At 67.7% G+C, this 19733-nt stretch carries 20 protein-coding genes and 1 tRNA gene; 7 read left to right on the forward strand and 14 right to left on the reverse strand.

All coding sequences use genetic code 11. The features are described 5' to 3' along the window. The first annotated feature begins 5 nt into the window (after positions 1-5). Positions 6-980 carry a transglutaminase family protein gene (locus CSW60_RS03185; protein WP_099535879.1) on the forward strand — a complete coding sequence of 325 codons (975 nt, stop codon included), beginning with the start codon at positions 6-8 and terminating at the stop codon, positions 978-980. A 30-nt stretch (positions 981-1010) separates the two neighbouring features. Here CSW60_RS03185 and CSW60_RS03190 read toward each other — a convergent pair whose 3' ends face one another. The 5 genes from CSW60_RS03190 to CSW60_RS03210 form a co-directional block, all read right to left on the reverse strand. Continuing rightward, entirely contained in the window at positions 1011-1349 is a 339-nt protein-coding gene (locus tag CSW60_RS03190; RefSeq protein WP_099535880.1) for a PilZ domain-containing protein, read from the reverse strand. A 133-nt stretch (positions 1350-1482) separates the two neighbouring features. Then, positions 1483-2502 carry a sulfate/molybdate ABC transporter ATP-binding protein gene (locus tag CSW60_RS03195; RefSeq protein ID WP_099537536.1) on the reverse strand — a complete coding sequence of 340 codons (1020 nt, stop codon included), beginning with the start codon at positions 2500-2502 and terminating at the stop codon, positions 1483-1485. Between the two features lie 16 nt (positions 2503-2518). Continuing rightward, a complete protein-coding gene (cysW, locus tag CSW60_RS03200; protein ID WP_099535881.1) occupies positions 2519-3379 on the reverse strand; it encodes a sulfate ABC transporter permease subunit CysW in 861 nt (286 codons plus the stop codon). Beyond that, positions 3379-4242 carry a sulfate ABC transporter permease subunit CysT gene (gene cysT / locus CSW60_RS03205; RefSeq protein ID WP_099537537.1) on the reverse strand — a complete coding sequence of 288 codons (864 nt, stop codon included), beginning with the start codon at positions 4240-4242 and terminating at the stop codon, positions 3379-3381. The genes cysW and cysT overlap by 1 nt, the downstream gene beginning before the upstream one ends. A 268-nt stretch (positions 4243-4510) precedes the next feature. Then, a tRNA-Lys gene (locus CSW60_RS03210) sits at positions 4511-4585 on the reverse strand. Positions 4586-4712: 127 nt separating this feature from the next. On the opposite strand from CSW60_RS03210, the gene CSW60_RS03215 reads away from it, so the two are divergent. Beyond that, on the forward strand, positions 4713-5417 hold the full coding sequence (locus tag CSW60_RS03215) for a hypothetical protein (protein ID WP_099535882.1): 705 nt from the start codon (positions 4713-4715) through the stop codon (positions 5415-5417). Between the two features lie 7 nt (positions 5418-5424). On the opposite strand, the gene tgt is transcribed toward CSW60_RS03215, so the two are convergent. Then, positions 5425-6540, reverse strand: coding sequence for a tRNA guanosine(34) transglycosylase Tgt (tgt, locus tag CSW60_RS03220; protein ID WP_099535883.1), 1116 nt, complete (start codon positions 6538-6540; stop codon positions 5425-5427). After that, positions 6540-7646, reverse strand: a complete 1107-nt coding sequence (gene queA / locus CSW60_RS03225; protein ID WP_099535884.1) for a tRNA preQ1(34) S-adenosylmethionine ribosyltransferase-isomerase QueA — start codon at positions 7644-7646, stop codon at positions 6540-6542. Before queA ends, tgt begins: the two co-directional genes overlap by 1 nt. Positions 7647-7776: 130 nt before the next feature. Between queA and CSW60_RS03230 the strand changes: the two genes are divergently transcribed. Beyond that, on the forward strand, positions 7777-8748 hold the full coding sequence (locus tag CSW60_RS03230) for an endonuclease/exonuclease/phosphatase family protein (protein ID WP_099535885.1): 972 nt from the start codon (positions 7777-7779) through the stop codon (positions 8746-8748). A 54-nt stretch (positions 8749-8802) separates the two neighbouring features. Here the strand turns inward: CSW60_RS03230 and CSW60_RS03235 are convergent, their stop codons facing one another. From CSW60_RS03235 to gyrA, 5 genes are all read right to left on the reverse strand, one after another. After that, positions 8803-9270 (reverse strand): peptidylprolyl isomerase, encoded by a 468-nt coding sequence (locus tag CSW60_RS03235; protein ID WP_099535886.1) that lies wholly within the window; start codon positions 9268-9270, stop codon positions 8803-8805. Between the two features lie 93 nt (positions 9271-9363). Next, positions 9364-10206, reverse strand: a complete 843-nt coding sequence (locus CSW60_RS03240; RefSeq protein WP_099535887.1) for a peptidylprolyl isomerase — start codon at positions 10204-10206, stop codon at positions 9364-9366. Between the two features lies 1 nt (position 10207). Next, positions 10208-11041 (reverse strand): peptidylprolyl isomerase, encoded by an 834-nt coding sequence (locus CSW60_RS03245; RefSeq protein ID WP_099535888.1) that lies wholly within the window; start codon positions 11039-11041, stop codon positions 10208-10210. A 108-nt stretch (positions 11042-11149) separates the two neighbouring features. Next, positions 11150-11641, reverse strand: coding sequence for a pantetheine-phosphate adenylyltransferase (gene coaD / locus CSW60_RS03250; RefSeq protein ID WP_099535889.1), 492 nt, complete (start codon positions 11639-11641; stop codon positions 11150-11152). Between the two features lie 28 nt (positions 11642-11669). Further along, a complete protein-coding gene (gyrA, locus tag CSW60_RS03255; protein ID WP_099535890.1) occupies positions 11670-14426 on the reverse strand; it encodes a DNA gyrase subunit A in 2757 nt (918 codons plus the stop codon). 125 nt (positions 14427-14551) lie between these two features. Between gyrA and CSW60_RS03260 the strand changes: the two genes are divergently transcribed. Continuing rightward, complete coding sequence (locus CSW60_RS03260; RefSeq protein ID WP_099535891.1) at positions 14552-15076, forward strand: superoxide dismutase family protein; 525 nt, start codon at positions 14552-14554, stop codon at positions 15074-15076. A gap of 43 nt (positions 15077-15119) precedes the next feature. Continuing rightward, positions 15120-15644 carry a hypothetical protein gene (locus CSW60_RS03265; protein WP_099535892.1) on the forward strand — a complete coding sequence of 175 codons (525 nt, stop codon included), beginning with the start codon at positions 15120-15122 and terminating at the stop codon, positions 15642-15644. On the opposite strand, the gene CSW60_RS03270 is transcribed toward CSW60_RS03265, so the two are convergent. Together CSW60_RS03270 and CSW60_RS03275 are read right to left on the reverse strand one after the other, a co-directional pair. After that, entirely contained in the window at positions 15641-16582 is a 942-nt protein-coding gene (locus tag CSW60_RS03270) for a DMT family transporter (RefSeq protein ID WP_201722959.1), read from the reverse strand. The genes CSW60_RS03265 and CSW60_RS03270 overlap by 4 nt on opposite strands. 7 nt (positions 16583-16589) lie before the next feature. Beyond that, positions 16590-17852, reverse strand: coding sequence for an adenosylmethionine--8-amino-7-oxononanoate transaminase (locus tag CSW60_RS03275; protein WP_099535894.1), 1263 nt, complete (start codon positions 17850-17852; stop codon positions 16590-16592). Positions 17853-17924: 72 nt separating this feature from the next. Between CSW60_RS03275 and bioF the strand changes: the two genes are divergently transcribed. Next, positions 17925-19079: an 8-amino-7-oxononanoate synthase gene (gene bioF / locus CSW60_RS03280; protein WP_099535895.1), complete on the forward strand. Its 1155-nt coding sequence runs from the start codon at positions 17925-17927 to the stop codon at positions 19077-19079. Then, positions 19076-19732 carry a dethiobiotin synthase gene (gene bioD / locus CSW60_RS03285; protein WP_099535896.1) on the forward strand — a complete coding sequence of 219 codons (657 nt, stop codon included), beginning with the start codon at positions 19076-19078 and terminating at the stop codon, positions 19730-19732. Before bioF ends, bioD begins: the two co-directional genes overlap by 4 nt. The last annotated feature ends 1 nt before the right edge of the window (position 19733 follow it).

Consider the following 19733-nt stretch of genomic DNA (forward strand, 5'->3'; position numbering starts at 1 on the left):
CTGCTGTGCTGCTCGAAATCCGCCACGTCACCCAGTACCACTACGAGCGCCCGGTGCGGGAAAGCCTGATGGAGCTGTGGATGCAGCCCCAGAAGTCCGCGCGCCAGCGGCTGGTCAGCTTCGAGCTGGACCTGGAGCCCGCCGCCCAGGTGTTCTCCTACGCCGACAGCTTCGGCAACGCCGTCTACCACTTCGACGTGCCCCAGCCGCACGACAAGCTGACCATCGTGGCCCGCTCCGCCGTCGAGACCGAGCCGCCGCTCGAACGGCCGGACCATCTGGACATGGGCGAGTGGGACAGGATGCGCAGCGAGTTCGTGCGCGGCGAGTGCTTCGACTTCCTGCGGCCCCACGGCTTCGTCCAGACGACCGAAGCGCTGCAGACCTTCATCAACGAGCACGATCTCGAGGCTCTTCGGCGCAAGGACCCCCTGACGGCCGTGCGAACCCTGTCGGAAACGATCTACAGCGCCTTTGAGTACCAGCCGGGCGTCACGGACGCCGACAGCCCCATCGACCTGGCGCTGAGCGCCGGCCGGGGCGTCTGCCAGGACTTCGCTCACATCATGCTGGCCGTCTGTCGCGGCTGGGGCGTGCCGGCGCGCTACGTCTCGGGCTATCTGTTCACCGACCGCGAGGCCGGCGACCGTTCCGATCCGGACGCCACCCACGCCTGGGTCGAGGTGTTCCTGCCCAGCCTGCGCTGGGTCGGTTTCGACCCGACGAACAACATGATGGCCGGCGAGCGCCATGTGGCCGTCGCCGTGGGCCGGGACTATGCGGACGTGACGCCGTCACGCGGGGTCTACAAGGGCGATTCCGAGAGCCAGTTGGCGGTCGGCGTCAGCGTCCGCAGAGCACGCGCGGCCATGGCCGAGCCCGAGTTCCTGCGCATGGCGCGGCCAAACTTCGCCGGCGGCCGTCGCCGTCCGACCGCCGTCCGCGAGGACATGCACCAGCAGCAACAGCAGCAGCAGTAGGCGCGGCGGGCGGTCACCCGCCGCCGAAGACTAGGCCGGAAGCGTCGCGGCGAAACGTCGGGCGATGTCCAGGGCGCCCGCGGCGCCGCCGGCGCGCGGCCCGATGCGGCTGGTCTCCAGGAACTGCACGCCCGCCTCGACCGACGAGCGCCAGACCACCTCGGCTAGGTGCACGCGGCGCCCGCCCGCATCGACGAAGATAAACCGATCCGGCGGCGGCGTGATGCCGGCCGTCGACAGGCGCGCCCCGCGCTCTGCGATGTCCAGCAGTGAGCACTTCCACGAACGCGGATCGTCGACGATGTAGATTTTGCGCGTCGCCGGCATCCGAGGATGCGCGCGACGCTCCGCGCCCGAGGGCTCGACCATAGACCTAAGACCTTCAAAACTTCTGCCGAGTCGGCGAGAGAGTTTACCGTAAGCCTTGATATTTCGTCTGCGCCCAGCGGCGCATTCACCAAACCGGGTTTTCGAGATTTCGCTTCAAGGCGCCAAGCAGGCCCTAGGCGGCGTAGACGTGCGCCTTGCGCGCCGCCACGCGGACCGCGCCCTGGAAACGGGCCGCCTCGGCCCGCGAGGCGCTGATCTCGATTCGCCGACCGTCGAGCGTCGTCGCATTGACGGTCGTCAAGGCGCCTTGCACGTGCGCCCGATCAACGCGCACCTCGAAACCGGCGTCGTCCAGAACAAAATCGTGCGGGCGCACATACGCCGTCGCCGCGCCGTCCCGAACGTCCGACGCCGGCAGGGCCAAGGCGCCTGCATTGAACCGGCCGCCGCTGACCTCGCCCTGGAAGCTGTTGGCTTCCCCGACGAAGCCGCAGACGAACGCCGAGGCGGGCTGGTCGTGCACCTGGTCAGGCGTGCCGATCTGCTCGATCCGCCCCTGGTTCAGGATCGCGACCCGGTCGGCCAGCTCCAGCGCCTCCTCCTGGTCGTGGGTCACGAAGATCGTGGTGACGCCGGTGGCGTCGTGCACGCGGCGCAACTCGCGACGCAGCGACTTGCGGACCGTGGCGTCCAGCGCGCCGAACGGCTCGTCCAGCAGCAGGACGCTGGGCTGAACCGCCAGAGCGCGCGACAGGGCCACGCGCTGGCGTTGGCCGCCGGACAGTTGCGACGGGTAGCGCTGACCCAGCCCGTCCAATTCGACCAGCTTCAGCAGATCCTCGACCCGCTGGGCGATCTCGGCCTTGGAGGGCTTGTCCTTACCCTTCCGGACATCGAGGCCGAACGCGATGTTCTTGGCCACGGTCATGTGCTTGAAAAGCGCGTACTGCTGGAAGACGAAGCCCACGCGCCGGGCCGCGGCCGAGGCGTAGGTGACGTCCTGGCCATGGAACAGCACCTGCCCTTCGTCGGGGAACTCCAGGCCCGCGATGGTGCGCAAGAGCGTCGTCTTGCCCGAGCCTGACGGCCCTAGCAGCGCCAGCAATTCGCCGTCTGCGATCTCGAGGTCCACCTTGTTCAGCGCGGGATAGCGGCCGAACTTTTTCTCGACGGAGCGGATGGAGATGGTCATGGGCCGTTCAGTCCGTTCAGTGTCCGCCACGCCCGGCGCGAACGTCGGGCTGGGCGACTTCAAGCGCCGTCTTCAGGACGAGGGTGACAACCGCCAGCAGGCACAGCAGGGCCGCGACGGCAAAGGCGCCGACGAAGTCGTATTCGTTGTAAAGGATCTCGACGTGCAGCGGCATGGTGTTGGTCAGGCCGCGGATATGGCCGCTGACCACCGACACCGCGCCGAACTCGCCCATGGCGCGGGCGTTGCACAGCAGGACGCCGTACAGCAGGCCCCACCGGACGTTCGGCGCGGTCACCCGCCAGAACGTGTAGAGCCCGCCAGCGCCCATCGACACGGCCGCCTCCTCCTCGCTGGTCCCCTGCTCCTGCATCAGCGGGATCAGTTCGCGGGCGACGAACGGGAAGGTCACGAAGATGGTGGCCAGGACGATGCCCGGCACGGCGAAGATGATCTTCATGTCATTGTCCAGCAGCCACTCGCCCATCCAGCCCTGCAGGCCGAAGACCAGCACATAGATCAGGCCCGCCACGACGGGCGAAACCGAGAACGGCAGGTCAATCAGGGTGATTAGGAACGACTTGCCCCAGAAGTCGTGCTTGGCGATCGCCCACGAGGCGCAGAGCCCGAACACCGCGTTGAACGGCACGGCGATGGCGGCTGTGATCAGGGTCAGCTTCACGGCCGCCAAGGCGTCGGGATTGCTGACGGCGGCCAGAGCGGCGTCCAGGCCCTTGCGCAGAGCCTCCGCGAATACGGCGACCAACGGCAGGATCAGGACCAGCGCCAGGAAGGCCATGACCGTCCCGACGACCAGGACCTTGGCCCAGGTCGGATCGTCGGTGGCCCGGCGGTGGCGCGTAGCGACGGCGCTCATCAGGCGAACCTCCGCGACCAGGCTTGGATGGCGTTGATGACCAGCAGCATCGTGAACGAGACGGCCAGCATCACCACGGCGATCGTGGCGGCGCGGGCGTATTCGAACTGCTCCAGCTGGATGATGATCAGCAGCGGCGCGATCTCGGACTTGTAGGGCATGTTGCCGGCGATGAAGATCACCGAGCCGTACTCGCCCACCCCGCGCGCGAAGGCCAGGGCGAAGCCGGTCAGCCACGCCGGCGCCAAGGCCGGCAGGACGATGCGCAAGATAGTGTCAAAACGGCTAGCGCCCAGGCTGGCGGCCGCCTCCTCGACATCCTCGGCGGCGTCGCGCAGCACCGGCTCGATGGTGCGAACCACGAACGGCAGACCGATGAAGATCAAGGCGATCGTGACGCCGATCGGATTGTAGGCGGCCTTGATCCCCAGGGGCGTCAGAAACTGCCCAACCCAGCCATTAGGAGAATAGAGCGTCGCCAGAGCAATGCCGGCGACGGCGGTCGGAAGGGCGAATGGCAGGTCGACCAGGGCGTTGACGATCGTCTTGCCCGGAAAGTCGTAGCGGACCAGCGCCCAAGCCGTCAGGACGCCGAATACGCCGTTGACCAGGGCCGCGACAAAGGCCGCGCCGAAGGTCAGGCGGTAGGCCGCCATCGCGCGCTGAGAGGTGGCGACGGTCCAGAACTCGGCCGGCGACTGCTGGGCCGCCTTCAGCACCACGGCCGACAACGGGATCAGGACGATCAACGACAGCACGCTCAGGGTGACGCCCATTGTCAGGCCGAAGCCCGGAATGGCCGAGCGGCGGCGGAACAAGGGTCTCTTGGCCGGCGGCCGGCGCTCGGCGGTGTCGGCGGTCATCGTCTGATCGTCGTCCAGGGTCCGGGCTCGCCACATGGCTCTAGCAGAAGCTGAACGCCTCCAGGGCCGTGTCGGTCCCGGCGGCGTCGTGAAAACTGAGCTGCTTAAATCTCTACCACGATCGTGGGGCAAACGAGAAAAGCCGGATGGGGCGTAGAGAAAAACTGGCGAGAGCAGCTAAACGGCCTGTGAAGGCGTAGTCTTCAAACAACGTCCGCGCGATGAAACCGCGCGGCGTAGAAGCTTTTCGGATCAGAGACTTGAAGTTTGGTAGGCCGGCTGGGACTCGAACCCAGGACCATTCGATTAAAAGTCGAATGCTCTACCACTGAGCTACCGGCCCGCTCACGATCCGGCGGGGGCCGGTGGAAGCGGCGCGGACCATAGTCGGGGGTCGGCGCGGTCGCAAGCACGCTTTCGCCGTTTTTCCCGCCCAGAGTGGTAAAGCTGTGAGCAGGTTAGGGTGAGTCATGCGTAGAACCTTGCTTTTAGCGGGCTTTCTGGCGGCCGTGGCCGCCGGATGCGCCTCCGCGCGCCAACAGACCGCGCCGTCGCAACCTCCCGCTCAAGAGTCAGACGAGCGCATCAAGTCGACCTCGGAGGCCAACAAGGATGGAATCACCGGCGCCATGACCGCGCCGCTGAGAGATGTGAACGTCATCCGGACCAAGATCCCGCGGGTCCTGCTTGAGTCCATGGATGATCCGTATAGGCGTCCGACCCCCGCGAGCTGCGCCAGCCTGATCTCGTTGATCAAACCGTTGGACGCGGCGCTGGGCGAAGACCTCGACAGCATGCCCGCGACCGAGGACGAGGATCTGATGGACCGCGGGCGCAAGGCCGCCGGCGAAGCGGCCCTCGGCGCCGTCGCCAGCGCCGCGCAGGACATGATCCCCATGCGGGGCTGGGTGCGGAAGCTATCGGGCGCCGAGCGACACGACCGCCTGGTGCAGAGCGCCATCGCCTCGGGCGCCGTTCGCCGCGCCTACTTGAAGGGCTTGGGCGAGTCCCGCGGCTGCAACCCGCCGGCCACGCCGCAGCACAAGCCGCCGGCGCCCCCGCCCGTGGTCGATCCCGGCATGCCGCCGCCTCCGGATCCTTACGGCCCGCGCAAGCCGCGCTTCCCCATCCATAAGGATGAGCTTCCGCCCCAGCCCAAGGGGCCGTCGTCCTGAAGACTCGCTACTGAGACAGGTGCCGGGCGGCGAAGTCGCGACGGAACTGCTCGAAGCGCCCCTCGGCGATCGCCGCGCGCATGGCGGCGGTCAGGGCCTGGAAGAAGGCGATGTTGTGCCAGGACAGCAGAACCTGGCCCAGGATCTCCTCGGCCTTGAACAGGTGTCGCAGATAGGCCTTGGAGTAGTCGCGGCTGGCCGGGCAGTCGCTGGTCGGGTCCAGCGGCGTGTCATCCTCGGCGTACTTGGCGTTCTTCAGATTGATCGGCCCGTCCCAGGTCCAGGCCTGGCCGTGGCGGCCCGAGCGGGTCGGCAGGACGCAGTCGAACATGTCGACGCCCCGGGCGACAGCCTCGACCAGATCGATCGGCTTGCCCACGCCCATCAGGTAGCGCGGACGGTCATGAGGCAGCAGGCCCGGCGCGTAGTCGAGGACCTCGCACATCGCCTCGTGCCCCTCGCCGACGGCCAGGCCGCCGATGGCGTAGCCGTCGAAGTCAATCTCCTGCAGCTTCTCGGAAGACTCGCGGCGGAGGTTTTCGAAGGTCGAGCCCTGCTGGATGCCGAACAGGGCCTGGCGGTCCCGCGTTCCGAAGGCGTCCTTCGAGCGCTTGGCCCAGCGGGCGGAGAGCTCCATGCCCTTGCGCGCCCTCGCCTCCTCTGCCGGCCAGGCGACACACTCGTCCAGCTGCATGACGATGTCGCTGCCCAGCAGGTCGGCCTGGATCTCGATCGAGCGCTCAGGGGTGAGCACGTGCTTGGAGCCGTCGACGTGGCTGGAGAAGGTCACGGCCTCCTCGGTCAGCTTGCTGATGCCCGACAGGCTCATGACCTGGAAGCCGCCGCTGTCGGTCAGGATCGGCTTGTCCCAGCGCATGAATTTATGCAGGCCGCCCAAGCGCGCCACGCGCTCGGCCGAGGGCCGCAGCATCAGGTGGTAGGTGTTGCCCAGGATGATGTCGGCGCCGGTGTCCTTGACCTGGTCGACGGTCATGGCCTTGACCGTGGCGGCCGTGCCGACCGGCATGAAGGCCGGGGTGCGGATGTCGCCGCGCGGCGTCTTGAGCACGCCCGTGCGCGCCTTGCCGTCCGTGGCTTTGATTTCGAAAGGGAACGCGGCCATCAGCGGGTCTCGGGCTCGGCGCGGAACAGCAGGCTGCCGTCGCCATAGGAATAGAAGCGATAGCCCGTCGATATGGCGTGCTCATAGGCCGCGCGCATCGTCTCGCGTCCGGCGAAGGCGCTGACCAGCATGAACAGGGTCGACTTGGGCAGGTGAAAGTTCGTCATCAGCACGTCGGCGGCGCGGAAGCGGTAGCCCGGCGTGATGAAGATCGCCGTCTCGTCGGCGAAGGGCCGCACGACGCCGTCCTCGCCCGTGGCGCTCTCCAGCAGGCGCAGGCTGGTAGTGCCGACGCAGACGATCCGGCCGCCGGCGGCGCGAACGGCGTTCAGGGCGTCGGCGACTTCGCGCGTCACCTGGCCGTATTCGGCGTGCATCTTGTGCTCGGAGACGTCGTCGGTCTTGACCGGCAGGAAGGTCCCCGCTCCGACGTGCAAGGTGACGAAATGGGTCGAAACGCCCTTAGCCTTCAGAGCCTCGAGCAACGCCGGAGTGAAATGCAGTCCGGCGGTCGGCGCGGCGACGGAGCCGTCTTCGCGCGCATAGACCGTCTGGTAGTCGGCGCGATCGCGCTCATCCTCGCCGCGTTTGGCGGCGATGTAGGGCGGCAAAGGCATGTCGCCGTGGCGGGCGATACCGATGTCGAGGTCCGGTCCCGAAAGGTCGAAGGCCAGCACCACCTCGCCGCCGTCATGCTTCTCGATCACTGTGGCGTCCAGCCGGTCAGCCTCGCAGGCGCGATCGTCGCGCGCGCCGAACGAGACGCGGTCGCCGGCTTTCAGGCGCTTGCCGGGACGCATGAAGGCGCTCCAGCGATCGGGCGCGACGCGACGGTGCAAGGTCGCCTCGACGGCGACCGGCGTACCGTCCGCGCCGCCCGTCGTCCGCCCGTCGCGCAGGCCAGCAAGACGCGCGGGGATCACGCGCGTGTCGTTGAAGACCATAGCGTCGCCGGGACGCAGGAAATCGGGCAGTTCACGAACCACATGATCAGCCAGATCCTGGCCAGGACGCACGACCAGCAGACGCGCGGCGTCGCGCGGCTCGGCCGGCCGCAGAGCGATGCGATCCTCGGGGAGGTCGAAGTCGAAATCGGATAGGCGCATGGGCGCGCTTCAAGCGCACGATGGGCGCCGAAGGTCAAGAGTCAGGCGATCGGCGGGAGAGACGCGGCGAAGCGATAAACCGTCAAACGCGAGCGCGCCAATAGTCATTGACGCATGCTAACAGCGCCCCATGCGCCTCATTGCACAGCTCCTGAGTCTCCTCGTCCGCGGCACGGGCCTGATGCTGGGCCTATCCGGTGCGATCCTTGCCCTGATGAGCCTGGGCGGCGCGATCAGCCCCCGTCTCGACGCGCTGACCCATGCAGCGCCGCTATGGCTGGCCATGGGCGTGGGGGCGGTCGTCCTGGGAGGCCTGTTCGCGCGCCAGGCGGAGCGGTGGGTCATTGTCGCCCTTGGCGTCGTCACGATTAGCGCCTGCGGCGTGATGATGCTTCCCGAGCTGCGCATGGCCTGGCGCTTCAAGCCGGCGGCCGCGGCGCCCGGCGACCTCAAGATCATCCAGTTCAACGCCTGGCACGAGAACTACGCGCCCGAGAAGAGCTCTGAGTGGCTGCTGGCGCAGAACGCCGACGTCATCGTGATGGAGGAAGTAGGCGGTTCGGCGTGGCCGATCGCGAAGAGCTTGAGAAAGGCCTATCCCTTCACGGCCTGCAAGGCTGGCGCCTGTGAGCCCTGGATCTTCTCGCGGCGGAAAATCCTCGACTCCGGCGCCCTTTCAAAGGGATTGCCGGCCGCCTGGGCCCGGATAGAAGATCCGGCCGGGCCTTTCACGGTGATGGGCGCTCACTATGTCTGGCCCGTGCCGGCGGGCCATCAGCAAGAGCAGTCAGTCATGTTGGCCAAGGCGGCCTCCGCCTTCGACCACCACAGCCTGATCATCACCGGCGACTTCAACTCGACGCCCTGGTCGTTCACCCTGAAGCGGCAGGACAAAGCACTGAGCCTTCAGCGATGGACCCGAGCCCTGCCCTCCTGGCCGTCCGGTCAGTTCTCGCGCGTCGCCGCCGCGCCGGCGCCGTTCCTGCCGATCGATCACGTCTACGCCGGTTCCGACTGGCGCGCGGTGAAGGTGGAGCGAGGCCCGGCCATCGGATCCGACCACCGCCCGATCATCGTGACCCTGCGGAGATCGCCGAAATAGAAACGGCTCCGGACGCGAAGCCCGGAGCCGTTCGAATGCGCGATGCGCTAAGGGTTAGGCGTCGGCCGCGATCTTGGCGCTGACGATCTTGCCCGGCTCCTTCGGCGGCTCGCCCTTGGGCAGAGCGTCGACATGCTCCATGCCTTCGACCACCTGACCCCAGACCGTGTACTGACCGTCCAGGAAGGTGGCGTCGTCGAACACGATGAAGAACTGGCTGTTGGCCGAGTTCGGATCGGGCGTCCGGGCCATCGAGCAAACGCCGCGCACGTGCGGCTCCTTGTTGAACTCGGCCTTCAGGTCCGGCTTGTCCGAACCGCCGCGGCCCGTGCCCGACGGATCGCCGCCCTGGGCCATGAAGCCCGGGATCACGCGGTGGAAGACGACGCCGTCATAGAAGCCCTCGCGAACCAGTTCCTTGATCCGCTCGACGTGGCCAGGCGCCAGGTCCGGGCGCAGCTTGATGGTGACCGGACCGGTCTCCAGCGTCAGGATCAGGGTGTTTTCGAGGTCGGCCGACATGGTCTTCCCTTATGTGGCGAGTGATGCGACCGCGCTTCTAGCGCGGTTCAGGGCGCCCTGTGAACCAAGTCTTCGCGCGAAAACGATTGGAGCTCAGCGAACTTCCGCCGGCAGATCGAGGTCGCAGACAGAAAAGTCCGCACCTTTCAAAGCCCTCAGACGCTGAGTTTCCGCGGCGAACCACGGGCCCTTTGGGTCAATAAGCCGCACCTTGGGCCGTTCTGCCTCGGGAATATCCGACAGCAATCGGACCTTGAGCATTTGATCTTGCGGCGCGGGCACGGGTTCGCCGGTCTTGATGGCGCGCACCACGCTTAGTCCGCTGACCACGCGCCCGAAAGCCGTGTAGCGCTTGTCCAACGACGGATAGGGCTGGCGCATCAGGAAGAACTGGCTGTTGGCCGAGTTGTTGTCTTCGTCCCGCGCCATGCCGACTACACCAGGGCAATAGGTCCCCCAGGCCGCGACCTTGTGGTCGCTGGTCACGTCGCTCCAGCTCCAGGCCTGACTGACGACCGGCAGGGCCTTCAGGTAGCCGACCTCAAGGCCGGCCGGCGCCGCCATGGCCACGAACGGCGTCTCGGCGGTGCGGCGGAAGGTGAACTCGGCCTTGAGGTTTGGCTTGTCGGTCCCGCCCTCGCCCGTATTGGTCGGATCGCCCGTCTGGGCCATGAAACGATCGATGACCCGGAAGAAGGTCCGGCCATCATAGACGCCGGCTCGGGTCAGCTCCTGTAGCCGCGCGACATGGTTCGGCGCGACTTCCGGGATCAGCTCGACCAGCACCCGGCCCTTGTTGGTGTCGATCACCAGGACCGTCTCGGGCGCCGGCGTGCGCCAATCCTTTTCCGACGGCTTGCTCGGCGTCGCCGCCATGGCGGCGCTCGAGGTGATCGTGAGAACAAGGCAAGGCAGCAGCGCGCGCGAGAGCGTCATGTCATTTCACCTGCGCGGGGACGTCGAGATCACAATTGGTGAAGCTAGCGCCCAGTTCGGCCTGGCGTTTGGTCGCCAGCGCCTTGAAGGCGTCCGAACGGGTGTCCATCACCCGGACCGTCGGACGCTTGTCGGCGGGCAGGTCGGCCAGCAGCTTGACGCTCAGCATCTTGTCCTGCGGATCGGGCACCGGCTCGCCGGTCTTGATGGCCCGGACGACATCCAGGCCCTGCAGCACGCGCCCGAAGGCGGTATAGGTCTTGTCCAGCGAGGCGTTGGCCTGACGCATGAAGAAGAACTGACTGTTGGCGCTGTCCGGATCGCCGGCGCGCGCCATGCCCAGGACGCCGGGGCAGAAGTTGCCCCAGGTGGCGACCTTGCGGTCAGCGGTCATCACGGCCAGGGCCGAGTTCTGGCTGGTCACGGGCAAGGCGTCGACCCAGCCCTGTTCGTTGCTGCCGACCTTGAAGCTGGCGCCCAGCGGCAAGTCCGCGCCACGGCGGAAGGTGAACTCGGCCGTCAGGTTCGGCTGGTCAGAGCCGCCCATGCCCGTGTTCTGCGGGTCGCCCGTCTGGGCCATGAAGTCGCTGATCACGCGGAAGAAGGTCAGGCCGTCGTAGAAGCCGCTCTTCACCAGGCTCCGGACGCGCTCCACATGGTTGGGCGCGGCCTGCGGATAGAGCTCGGCGATGATCCGGCCCTTGTTCGTCTCCACCACGATCACGTTGTTCGGATCGGGCGTACGCCAGTCCGAAGCGCTTTGGGCCGAAGCCGTCGTAGCGGAGGCCGTCACTGCGGCGAGCGCCAAGGCGGCGGCGGTCATGGCGAGCTTCATCGATTACCCCGAACAGACTAGGTCATGGCCGGCGTAGAACGACACGGCCTCCCCGACAAGTGCGAGAGACCTTGAACCGCAGGATTCCGGCTGCTTCGGGGCGAAGGATCAGCCCCGTCCGACCTTGGTCAGCAATTGCTGAGCGACGCCGCCGGGGACGAACTTGGAGATGTCGCCGCCCAGGGTGGCGATCTCCTTGACCAGCCGCGATGCGATCGCCTGGTGGCGCGGGTCGGCCATCAGGAAGACGGTCTCGATCTCGCGATCCAGCTGCTGGTTCATCGCCGTCATCTGGAATTCGTACTCGAAGTCGGCCACGGCCCGCAGGCCGCGCACGATCATCTGGGCGTTCACATCCCGGGCGAAGTGCATCAGCAGGCTTTCGAACGGCCGGACCTCGATCTCGGCGATCTTGGTCAGGTGCGCCGTCTCGCGCTCCAGAATGGCGACCCGCTCTTCCAGCGAGAACAGCGGTCCCTTGCCGATATTCACGGCGACGCCGATGACCAGCTTGTCGACCAGCTTCACGGCCCGACCGATGATGTCGAGATGACCGTTGGTGACCGGATCGAAAGTTCCGGGATAAAGCCCGACCCGCATGCAACCCCCTACGCTACGGGACAAGGGGTTACAGGGTCTCGTCCGCCCCGCTGTCCTCGCCCTGGTTATCGTCGCCGCCGGAATCGGCGAGACGTTCCACGCTGACGACGTGCTCGTCTTGCGCGGTGCGGAAGATGGTTACGCCCTGAGTATTCCGCGCTGCAACACGAATTTGCGAAACAGGCACGCGGATCAGCTGGCCGGCGTCGGTGACGAGCAGGATCTGGTCGCTTTCATCGACCGGGAACGAGCCCACCAGACGACCGCCGCGCTTGCTCAGATCCTGGGCCGCGAGGCCCTGGCCGCCACGGCCGGTGCGGCGGAAATCATAGGCGCTGGTGCGCTTGCCGAAGCCTTCCGACGAGACCGTCAGCAGGATTTCCTCGGCCGCGCCCAGTTCGGCGATGCGTTCCGGCGTCAGCGTGGTTTCGTCGCCGTCCTCTTCGCCGTCCTCGACCGCCGCCGGGGCGTCGTCGCCCTCCTCGCCAGCGGCGCGCAGCATGGCGCGCTGGTGCTTGAGGTAGGCCGCGCGTTCAGCCGGGGTGGCGTCGACGCTGCGCAACACGGCCATCGAGATGACTTCGTCGCCCTCGGCCAGGCGCACGCCACGCACGCCGGTGGAGTCGCGGCTGGCGAACACGCGGACCTCGTCGACCGAGAAGCGGATGCAGCGGCCGGCGGCCGTGGTCAGCAGCACGTCCTGGTCGGCGTTGCAGACCGCGACGCCGACAATACCGTCGCCCTCGTCCAGCTTCATGGCGATCTTGCCGTTGCGGCGGACGTCCACGAAGTCGCTGAGCTTGTTGCGGCGGACGCTGCCCGAGCGGGTGGCGAACATCACGTCCAGGCCGCTCCAGGTCGCTTCGTCCTCCGGCAGGGCCAGGATCGAGGTGATCGTCTCGCCGGATTCGATCGGCAGCAGGTTGACGAACGCCTTGCCGCGCGAGTTGGCGACGCCCAGCGGCAGGCGCCACACCTTCATCTTGTAGACTTTACCGCCCGAGGTGAAGAACAGCAGCGGCGCGTGGGTCGAGGCCGAGAACACGCGGGTGACGGCGTCCTCGTTCTTGGTCGCCATGCCCGACTTGCCCTTTCCGCCCCGGTGCTGGGTGCGGTAGTTGGCCAGCGGCGTGCGCTTGACGTAGCCGCCCATGGTGACGGTGATGACCATGTCCTCGCGGACGATCAGGTCCTCGTCCTCCACGTCGGCGTCGCCGTCGACGATCTGGCTGCGCCGCGGAACGGCGAACTTCTCGCGGACCTCGACCAGCTCCTCGCGAACCACGCGCATGATGTTGGCGCGGTCGGACAGCAGCTCCAGATAGCCGCGGATGGCGTCGGCCAGGGCCTCGGCTTCGTTGCCGATTTCTTCGCGGCCAAGGCCCGTCAGGCGCGACAGGGTCAGGGCCAGGATGGCGCGGGCCTGCTCGTCGGTCAGGCGGATCAGGCCGCCGGCTTCCTGGATGGTGCGCGGATCGGCGATCAGCTCGACCAGCGGCAGCATGTCGCCGGCCGGCCAGGACTTGGCCACCAGGCGCTCGCGCGCCTCGGTCGGGTCCTTGGACGAGCGGATGATGTGGATGAACTCGTCGATATTGGCGACGGCGATGGTCAGGCCGACCAGCACGTGGCCGCGATCGCGGGCCTTGCCCAGTTCGAACTTGGTGCGGCGGACGACGACTTCCTCGCGGAACTCGACGAACAGTTGCAGCAGCTGATGCAGGCCCATCTGCTCGGGGCGGCCACGGTTCAGGGCCAGCATGTTGACGCCGAACGAGGTCTGCAGCGCGGTGAAGCGGTACAGCTGGTTCAGGATCACCTCGCCCGAGGCGTCGCGCTTCAGCTCGACCACGATGCGCATGCCGTCGCGGTTGGACTCGTCGCGGATATCGGCGACGCCTTCGATCTTCTTTTCGCGGACCAGCTCGGCGATGTGCTCGACTAGGTTGGCCTTGTTCACCTGATACGGGATCTCGGTGATGATGATGGCTTCGCGACCGGCGCGCAGCTCTTCCACGCTGGCCACGCCGCGCATGACCACCGAGCCGCGGCCAGTCAGCAGCGCCTGACGCGGCGGCGCGCGGCCGATGATCTCGCCGCCCGTCGGGAAGTCGGGGCCCGGCACCAGATCCAGCAGTTGGTCGGTCGTGCAGTTCGGCTCATCGATCAGCAGCAGGCAGGCGTCGATGATTTCGCCCAGGTTATGCGGCGGGATGTTGGTCGCCATGCCGACGGCGATGCCGCCCGCGCCGTTGACCAGCAGATTGGGAATCCGCGATGGCAGAACGGTCGGTTCCTGCTCCTTGCCGTCATAGTTGTCGGCGAAATCGACCGTGTCCTTGTCGAGATCGGCCAGCAGCGCCATGGCCGGCGGGGCCATGCGGCACTCGGTGTAGCGCATCGCCGCGGGCATATCGCCGTCGACCGAACCGAAGTTGCCCTGGCCGTCGATCAGCACCAGGCCCATCGAGAACGGCTGGGTCATGCGGACCAGGGTGAAGTAGATCGAGGCGTCGCCGTGCGGGTGATATTTACCCATGACGTCACCGACCACGCGGGCCGACTTGACGTAAGGACGATCCGGCGTCTGTCCCTGCTCGTGCATCGAGAACAGCACCCGACGGTGCACGGGCTTAAGACCGTCGCGCGCGTCCGGCAGGGCGCGGCTGACGATCACGCTCATGGCGTAGTCGAGGTATGAGCGGCGGAGTTCGTCCTCGATGTTGATCGGGGCGATATCCCCGCGGGAACCGTCGGCGGGGATCGTGGTGTGTTCGTCGCTCAAGGGAATTTTTCGCCGTCAGAATCGGACACGGAACTGTCGGAAACTGTTAGCATTCCAATGGGGCCGACGCCACCTTTCCGGGCGCTTCGTCCCCAGTCCCCGCGTGTTCAGAAGGAAACCCCGTCATGCGCTGCCTCACCCTCGCGACGACCCTGGGCCTCGCCGCCCTGATCACCGCCGCTCCGGCCCTGGCCCAGACCGCCGCGACCGCCCAGGTTAAGGGCGGCGACGGCAAGGATCTGGGCGTCGTCGCCCTGACGGAGGCCCCGCATGGCGTGCTGCTGAAGCTGGAACTGAAGGGCCTGACGCCTGGCTGGCATGCGGTGCACTTCCACGAGAAGGGCGACTGCGGAACGCCCGACTTCAAGTCGGCCGGCGCCCACGTCCACACGGCCGCCACGACGGTTCACGGCCTGCTGAACCCAGACGCCAACGACAACGGCGACCTGCCGAACATCTTCGCGAACGCCGATGGCTCGGCTACGGCGGAGGTCTACTCGACGCTCGTCTCGCTGAAGGGCGCTGGCGGGCGCCCCGCCCTGCTGGACGCCGACGGCTCGGCCATCGTCGTCCACGCCAGTCCCGACGACCACAAGACCCAGCCGATCGGCGGCGCCGGCGCGCGCGCGGCTTGCGGCGTGATCAAGTAGTCGATTAGCTCCCGCCGAGACTCACCCCTCGGCGGGAAACCCCATGCGTATCTGGCGACTGTCGATCCTAGCTCTGCTGCTCGCCGCGACCGCGGCCTGCGACGGCTCCAAGCATGATCGCAAGGCCGAGGCCCCGCCCCTTCCGCCGGCCCAGACGGCGCCCGCCACTCCGCCGCAACCCGCCGCCCAGCCCACCGAGCTGGTCTCGCTGGCCTGGCGGCCGGCCAACGCCAACCAGAACCTTCAGGCCTTCGATCTCGAGGTTTCCGGCCTAGACGTGCTGGCCGTCTGCCACGTGCCGCCTGGCTGGACGATCAACGCCACCGGCGCGGGAGAGGGCGTGACCGAGCTAAAAGGCCAAGCCACGGTCGGCGCGGCCTATGTCAGCCTCGACGACATGCAGGACATCGCGGGCCTGTTCCTCGTGCGCGCCCGCCCGAGCGAAACCTTCGCGGTCCGGGGCGGTATCACCATGGGGACCTATGGCGGCGATCAGACCGAGATCCCGGCCTCGACCGCCCTGCTCCGCCGCGAAGCCGCCGATCGCTGCCCGCCGCCGAAGGACTAGGCCGCCTCGGCCAGAGCCTCTTCGGCCTTAATCCGCTTTTCGGTCATCGCGACCAAGGCGACGCCAACCATGGTCGCGCCGCCGCCGATCAGCAGTTGCGGCGTCAGTTGGTCGCCGAGAAACAGAATGCCGATCGTGCACGAGACCAGCGGCGTCAGCAGGAAATAGGGCGTCACCCGGCCGGCCTCCCGACGCTGGACCAGCCAGAACAGCAACGCGCTAGCCCCCACCGTCGAGACCACGGCTGCGAACAGCACCGCCGCCCAGGCGATCGGCGGCGCGGCTTGGATCCGTTCGACCTGACCGGTCTCGAAGACGAACGACATCGTCAGCAGCACCGGCGCGGCCACGAGAGCGGTCATCCCCTGCATCTTCAGCGGCTTGATGCCGGGCGTCTTGCGCACCAGCACGGTGGCTACGGCCCAGCAGGCCCCGGCGAAGACGATCAGCGCAAGGGCCGGCAGATCGCCCGCCCCATGAGGATCCAAGCTCATCCACGCCACGCCGACGAAGGCGATCACAAGACCAATCACCGCCGGCGGACGCATGCTCTCGCCCAGCATCCGCCAGGCAAAGATGGCCGTGAACGGAATCCAAAGTTGGCTGGCCACCACCAGCGGGCTCAGCGCCTTAGCCATGCTGAAGGCGACATAGATGATCCCGAAATGGATCGGCCCGGTCAGTAGGACGATCGCCAGCACCTTGCGCGGCTCGGGAAACGGCGGCCGGATGAACGGAAACAGGAAGGCCAGCGCAACCAGGAACCGCAGGCCGCCCATCAGCATCGGCGGCAGGTACAGCGTCGCCACCTTGGCGGCGGCGTTGTTGATCCCCCAGGTCAGGATGATCGCCAGGATGGCGAGATATTCCAGGCCGGTCAGGGGGGAGGACTTGGCGGACATGGCCCCGCTTGGACCAGACCCGCCGCCCCGGGTCAATCGCGGCTCAGGCGACGCCGACGACCTTACGGATGGCGAATGTCAGCAGGGCGAGGTCCTCGTCGGGCGTCGTAAAGGCGGGCGTCAGGTAGATCACCTTGCCCATCGGCCGGATCCAGACGCCGAGCTCGGCGAAGCGCGCGCAGAGGTCGCCGACCGCCACGGGCGCCTCGAACTCGACGACGCCGATCGCGCCCAGGGTCCGGACATCGACGACGCCTCTGCCCTCTCGGCACGGCTGGAGGCCTTCGGCGAGCGCCGCGCCGACCCGCGCGACGTTCTTCACCCACCTCCCATCCTCGAACAGGTCCAGCGAGGCGTTGGCGGCCGCGCAGGCCAGCGGATTGGCCATATAGGTCGGACCGTGCATCAGCGCCGCGCCAGGATCGTCCGACCAGAAAGCTTCGAAGACCTTGCGCGAGGCCACGGCGGCCGACAGCGGCAGCGTCCCGCCTGTCAGGGCCTTGGACAGGGTGATGATATCGGGCTCGACGCCCGCGGCCTGCATGGCGAACAGGGTCCCGGTGCGGCCGAAGCCTGTGAAGATCTCGTCAAAGATCAGCAGGACACCGTGCTTGTCGGCCAGCCGGCGTAAGGTCCGCAGGACATCCGGCGAGTGCAGAAGCATGCCGCCCGCCCCCTGCACCAGCGGCTCGATCAGGATCGCCGCGATCTCGCCCCCGCGCGCCGCGAGCAGCGCGTCCAGCGCCGTCTCGCTGTCGGCGTCGCGTGGCAGGTCGGCGATCACCTGGGCGGGCATGACGCCTGCGAACAGGCTGTGCATCCCCTCCTCCGGATCGCAGACCGTCATCGTCGCCAGGGTGTCGCCGTGATAGCCGCCCCGGAAGGCCAGAAACTTGGTCCGCCCCTTCACGCCGCGATTGATGTGAAACTGCAGCGCCATCTTCATGGCGATCTCGACCGAGACCGAACCGCTCTCGGCGAAGAAGACGTGGTTCAGGTCGCCGGGCAGCATCCGCGCCAAGCGCTCGGCCAATCGATACGCGGGCTCCTGCGCCAGTCCGCCGAACATCACGTGCGGCATCCGCTCGATCTGGACGCGTAGAGCCTCGGCGATGTGGGGATGGTTGTAGCCGTGGCAGGCCGTCCACCACGAGGCCAGGCCGTCGACCAGCTCGCGACCATCCGCCAGGACCAACCGGGACCTATGCGTCGCCACAACCGGCAGCGGCGGTCGCGCGGTCTTCATCTGGCAATAGGGCCGCCAGACATGAGGGGCGCCAGCGGTCAGCCAGTCGGGATCGGTCATGACGGTTTCCGTTTGCGGACTCGGGGCGCCTTGCCTATTCCCGCCCACCAGCCACGGCAAACGGGAAACGACATGCAAAGCCTCGACGCCTTCGCCGGCGGCAAGCTGGCGGCCCTGGAAGCCAAGAGCCTGCGGCGCTGGCTGAAACCCACCCGCCGCCACGACGGCGCCGTGGTCGAGCGCGACGGACGGCGACTGATCTCGTTCTCCTGCAACGACTATCTGGGCCTGTCGCAACACCCCCAGGTGCGCGCGGCGGCGGCCGAGGCGGCGCTGAACTACGGCGCGGGCGCGGCGGCCTCGCGCCTGGTGACCGGCGACCATCCGCTGCTGGGAGACCTCGAAAAGCGCTTGGCGCGCCTTAAGGGGACCGAAGCGGCCTGCGTGTTCGGTTCGGGCTATCTGGCCAACACCGGCGTGATCCCGACGCTGGTCGGGCCTGGCGACGTCGTGCTGATCGACGCCCTGGCCCACGCCTGCATCTGGGCCGGCGCGCAGCTGTCCGGCGCCAAGATCGTCAAGTTCGCCCACAACGACGTCGCCGACCTGGAGCGCCTGCTGCAGGTCGAACGCCCCCTCGCCCGCCATGCTCTGGTGGCGACCGATGGCGTGTTCTCGATGGATGGCGACATCGCGCCGCTGGACCAGCTTGCCGAGCTCTGCGCGCGCCACGACGCCTGGCTGTTCAGCGACGACGCGCACGGGGTCGGCGTCCTGGCCGAAGGCCGCGGCTCGGCCGCTCTGTTTCCCGAGGCCAAGATCCCGCTGCAGATGGGCACGCTGTCCAAGGCCCTGGGCTCTTACGGCGGCTATCTCTGCGGTTCGCAGGGCGTCGTCGACCTCCTGAAGACCCGCGCCCGCACCCTGGTCTACGCCACGAGCCTGCCGCCCGCCTCGGCCGCCGCCGCCCTGACCGCGCTCGACATCATCGAGACCCAGCCAAAGCTCACCGCGCAGCCACTGGCCAAGGCGCGGCTGTTCACCCAGCGGCTAGGCTTGCCAGACGCGCGGAGCCCGATCGTTCCCGTCGTGCTCGGAACCGCCGACGCGGCCCTGGCCGCCTCGACCGCCCTGGAGGCGCAAGGCTTTCTGGTCGTGGCCATTCGTCCGCCGACCGTGCCAGAAGGCACGGCGCGGCTGCGCGTCGCCTTCAACGCCGCTCACGACGACGCCGACGTGGTCCGCCTCGCCGACGCCATCGCCGCGCTGCGAGGAGCCTCCGCATGAAGGCCTTCTTCGTCGCCGGGACCGGCACCGATCTGGGCAAGACCCATATCGGCTGCAAGCTGCTGGAAGCCGTCCGGAATCGCGACCTGAAGGTCGACGCCTTCAAGCCCGTCGTGAGCGGGTTCGATCCCGAAGCGCCGGAGACCAGTGATCCGGCACGTCTTGCGGTCGCTTTGGGCCGACCTGACGCTTGGGCGGAGGTTTCGCCCCGTCGCTACCGCGCGCCGCTGGCGCCCAACCTCGCCGCGCGGCTAGAGGGCGATATCCTGCGGATGGACGACCTCATCGCCGATTGCCGAGCCTGGCTCAGCGGACGCGACGTCGATCTCGCCCTCGTGGAAGGCGCGGGCGGCGTGATGTCGCCGATGACCGACGAGGCGACAAACCTCGACCTGATGGCGGCGCTTGGCCTGCCCATCCTGCTGGTCGCCGGCAGCTATCTCGGGACGGCCAGCCATCTGCTGACCGCGCTGGAGGTCGTTCGGGCCCGGAGCCTGACCGTGGCGGCGATCGTGGTCAGTGAAAGCCTCGACGCGCCCGACCTCGACCAGACGGTCGAAATGCTGCGCGCCTTCGAGCGCCGGGCGCCGATCCTCGTCGCGCCCCGCGCCGGCTTGGACGCCGGCGAACTCGCCGACGTCCTGCTGGGCTAAG

This window comes from Caulobacter sp. X, from assembly GCF_002742635.1.
GTDB lineage: Bacteria > Pseudomonadota > Alphaproteobacteria > Caulobacterales > Caulobacteraceae > Caulobacter.

What these genes read in the sequence shown, in the direction of transcription:
- CSW60_RS03190 (WP_099535880.1), bottom strand. Translation starts at nt 1,349, where the DNA reads ATGGTCGAGCCCTCGGGCGCGGAGCGTCGCGCGCATCCTCGGATGCCG.
- CSW60_RS03195 (WP_099537536.1), bottom strand. Translation starts at nt 2,502, where the DNA reads ATGACCATCTCCATCCGCTCCGTCGAGAAAAAGTTCGGCCGCTATCCC.
- cysW (WP_099535881.1), bottom strand. Translation starts at nt 3,379, where the DNA reads ATGAGCGCCGTCGCTACGCGCCACCGCCGGGCCACCGACGATCCGACC.
- cysT (WP_099537537.1), bottom strand. Translation starts at nt 4,242, where the DNA reads ATGACCGCCGACACCGCCGAGCGCCGGCCGCCGGCCAAGAGACCCTTG.
- CSW60_RS03215 (WP_099535882.1), top strand. Translation starts at nt 4,713, where the DNA reads ATGCGTAGAACCTTGCTTTTAGCGGGCTTTCTGGCGGCCGTGGCCGCC.
- tgt (WP_099535883.1), bottom strand. Translation starts at nt 6,540, where the DNA reads ATGGCCGCGTTCCCTTTCGAAATCAAAGCCACGGACGGCAAGGCGCGC.
- queA (WP_099535884.1), bottom strand. Translation starts at nt 7,646, where the DNA reads ATGCGCCTATCCGATTTCGACTTCGACCTCCCCGAGGATCGCATCGCT.
- CSW60_RS03230 (WP_099535885.1), top strand. Translation starts at nt 7,777, where the DNA reads ATGCGCCTCATTGCACAGCTCCTGAGTCTCCTCGTCCGCGGCACGGGC.
- CSW60_RS03235 (WP_099535886.1), bottom strand. Translation starts at nt 9,270, where the DNA reads ATGTCGGCCGACCTCGAAAACACCCTGATCCTGACGCTGGAGACCGGT.
- CSW60_RS03240 (WP_099535887.1), bottom strand. Translation starts at nt 10,206, where the DNA reads ATGACGCTCTCGCGCGCGCTGCTGCCTTGCCTTGTTCTCACGATCACC.
- CSW60_RS03245 (WP_099535888.1), bottom strand. Translation starts at nt 11,041, where the DNA reads ATGAAGCTCGCCATGACCGCCGCCGCCTTGGCGCTCGCCGCAGTGACG.
- coaD (WP_099535889.1), bottom strand. Translation starts at nt 11,641, where the DNA reads ATGCGGGTCGGGCTTTATCCCGGAACTTTCGATCCGGTCACCAACGGT.
- CSW60_RS03260 (WP_099535891.1), top strand. Translation starts at nt 14,552, where the DNA reads ATGCGCTGCCTCACCCTCGCGACGACCCTGGGCCTCGCCGCCCTGATC.
- CSW60_RS03265 (WP_099535892.1), top strand. Translation starts at nt 15,120, where the DNA reads ATGCGTATCTGGCGACTGTCGATCCTAGCTCTGCTGCTCGCCGCGACC.
- CSW60_RS03275 (WP_099535894.1), bottom strand. Translation starts at nt 17,852, where the DNA reads ATGACCGATCCCGACTGGCTGACCGCTGGCGCCCCTCATGTCTGGCGG.
- bioF (WP_099535895.1), top strand. Translation starts at nt 17,925, where the DNA reads ATGCAAAGCCTCGACGCCTTCGCCGGCGGCAAGCTGGCGGCCCTGGAA.
- bioD (WP_099535896.1), top strand. Translation starts at nt 19,076, where the DNA reads ATGAAGGCCTTCTTCGTCGCCGGGACCGGCACCGATCTGGGCAAGACC.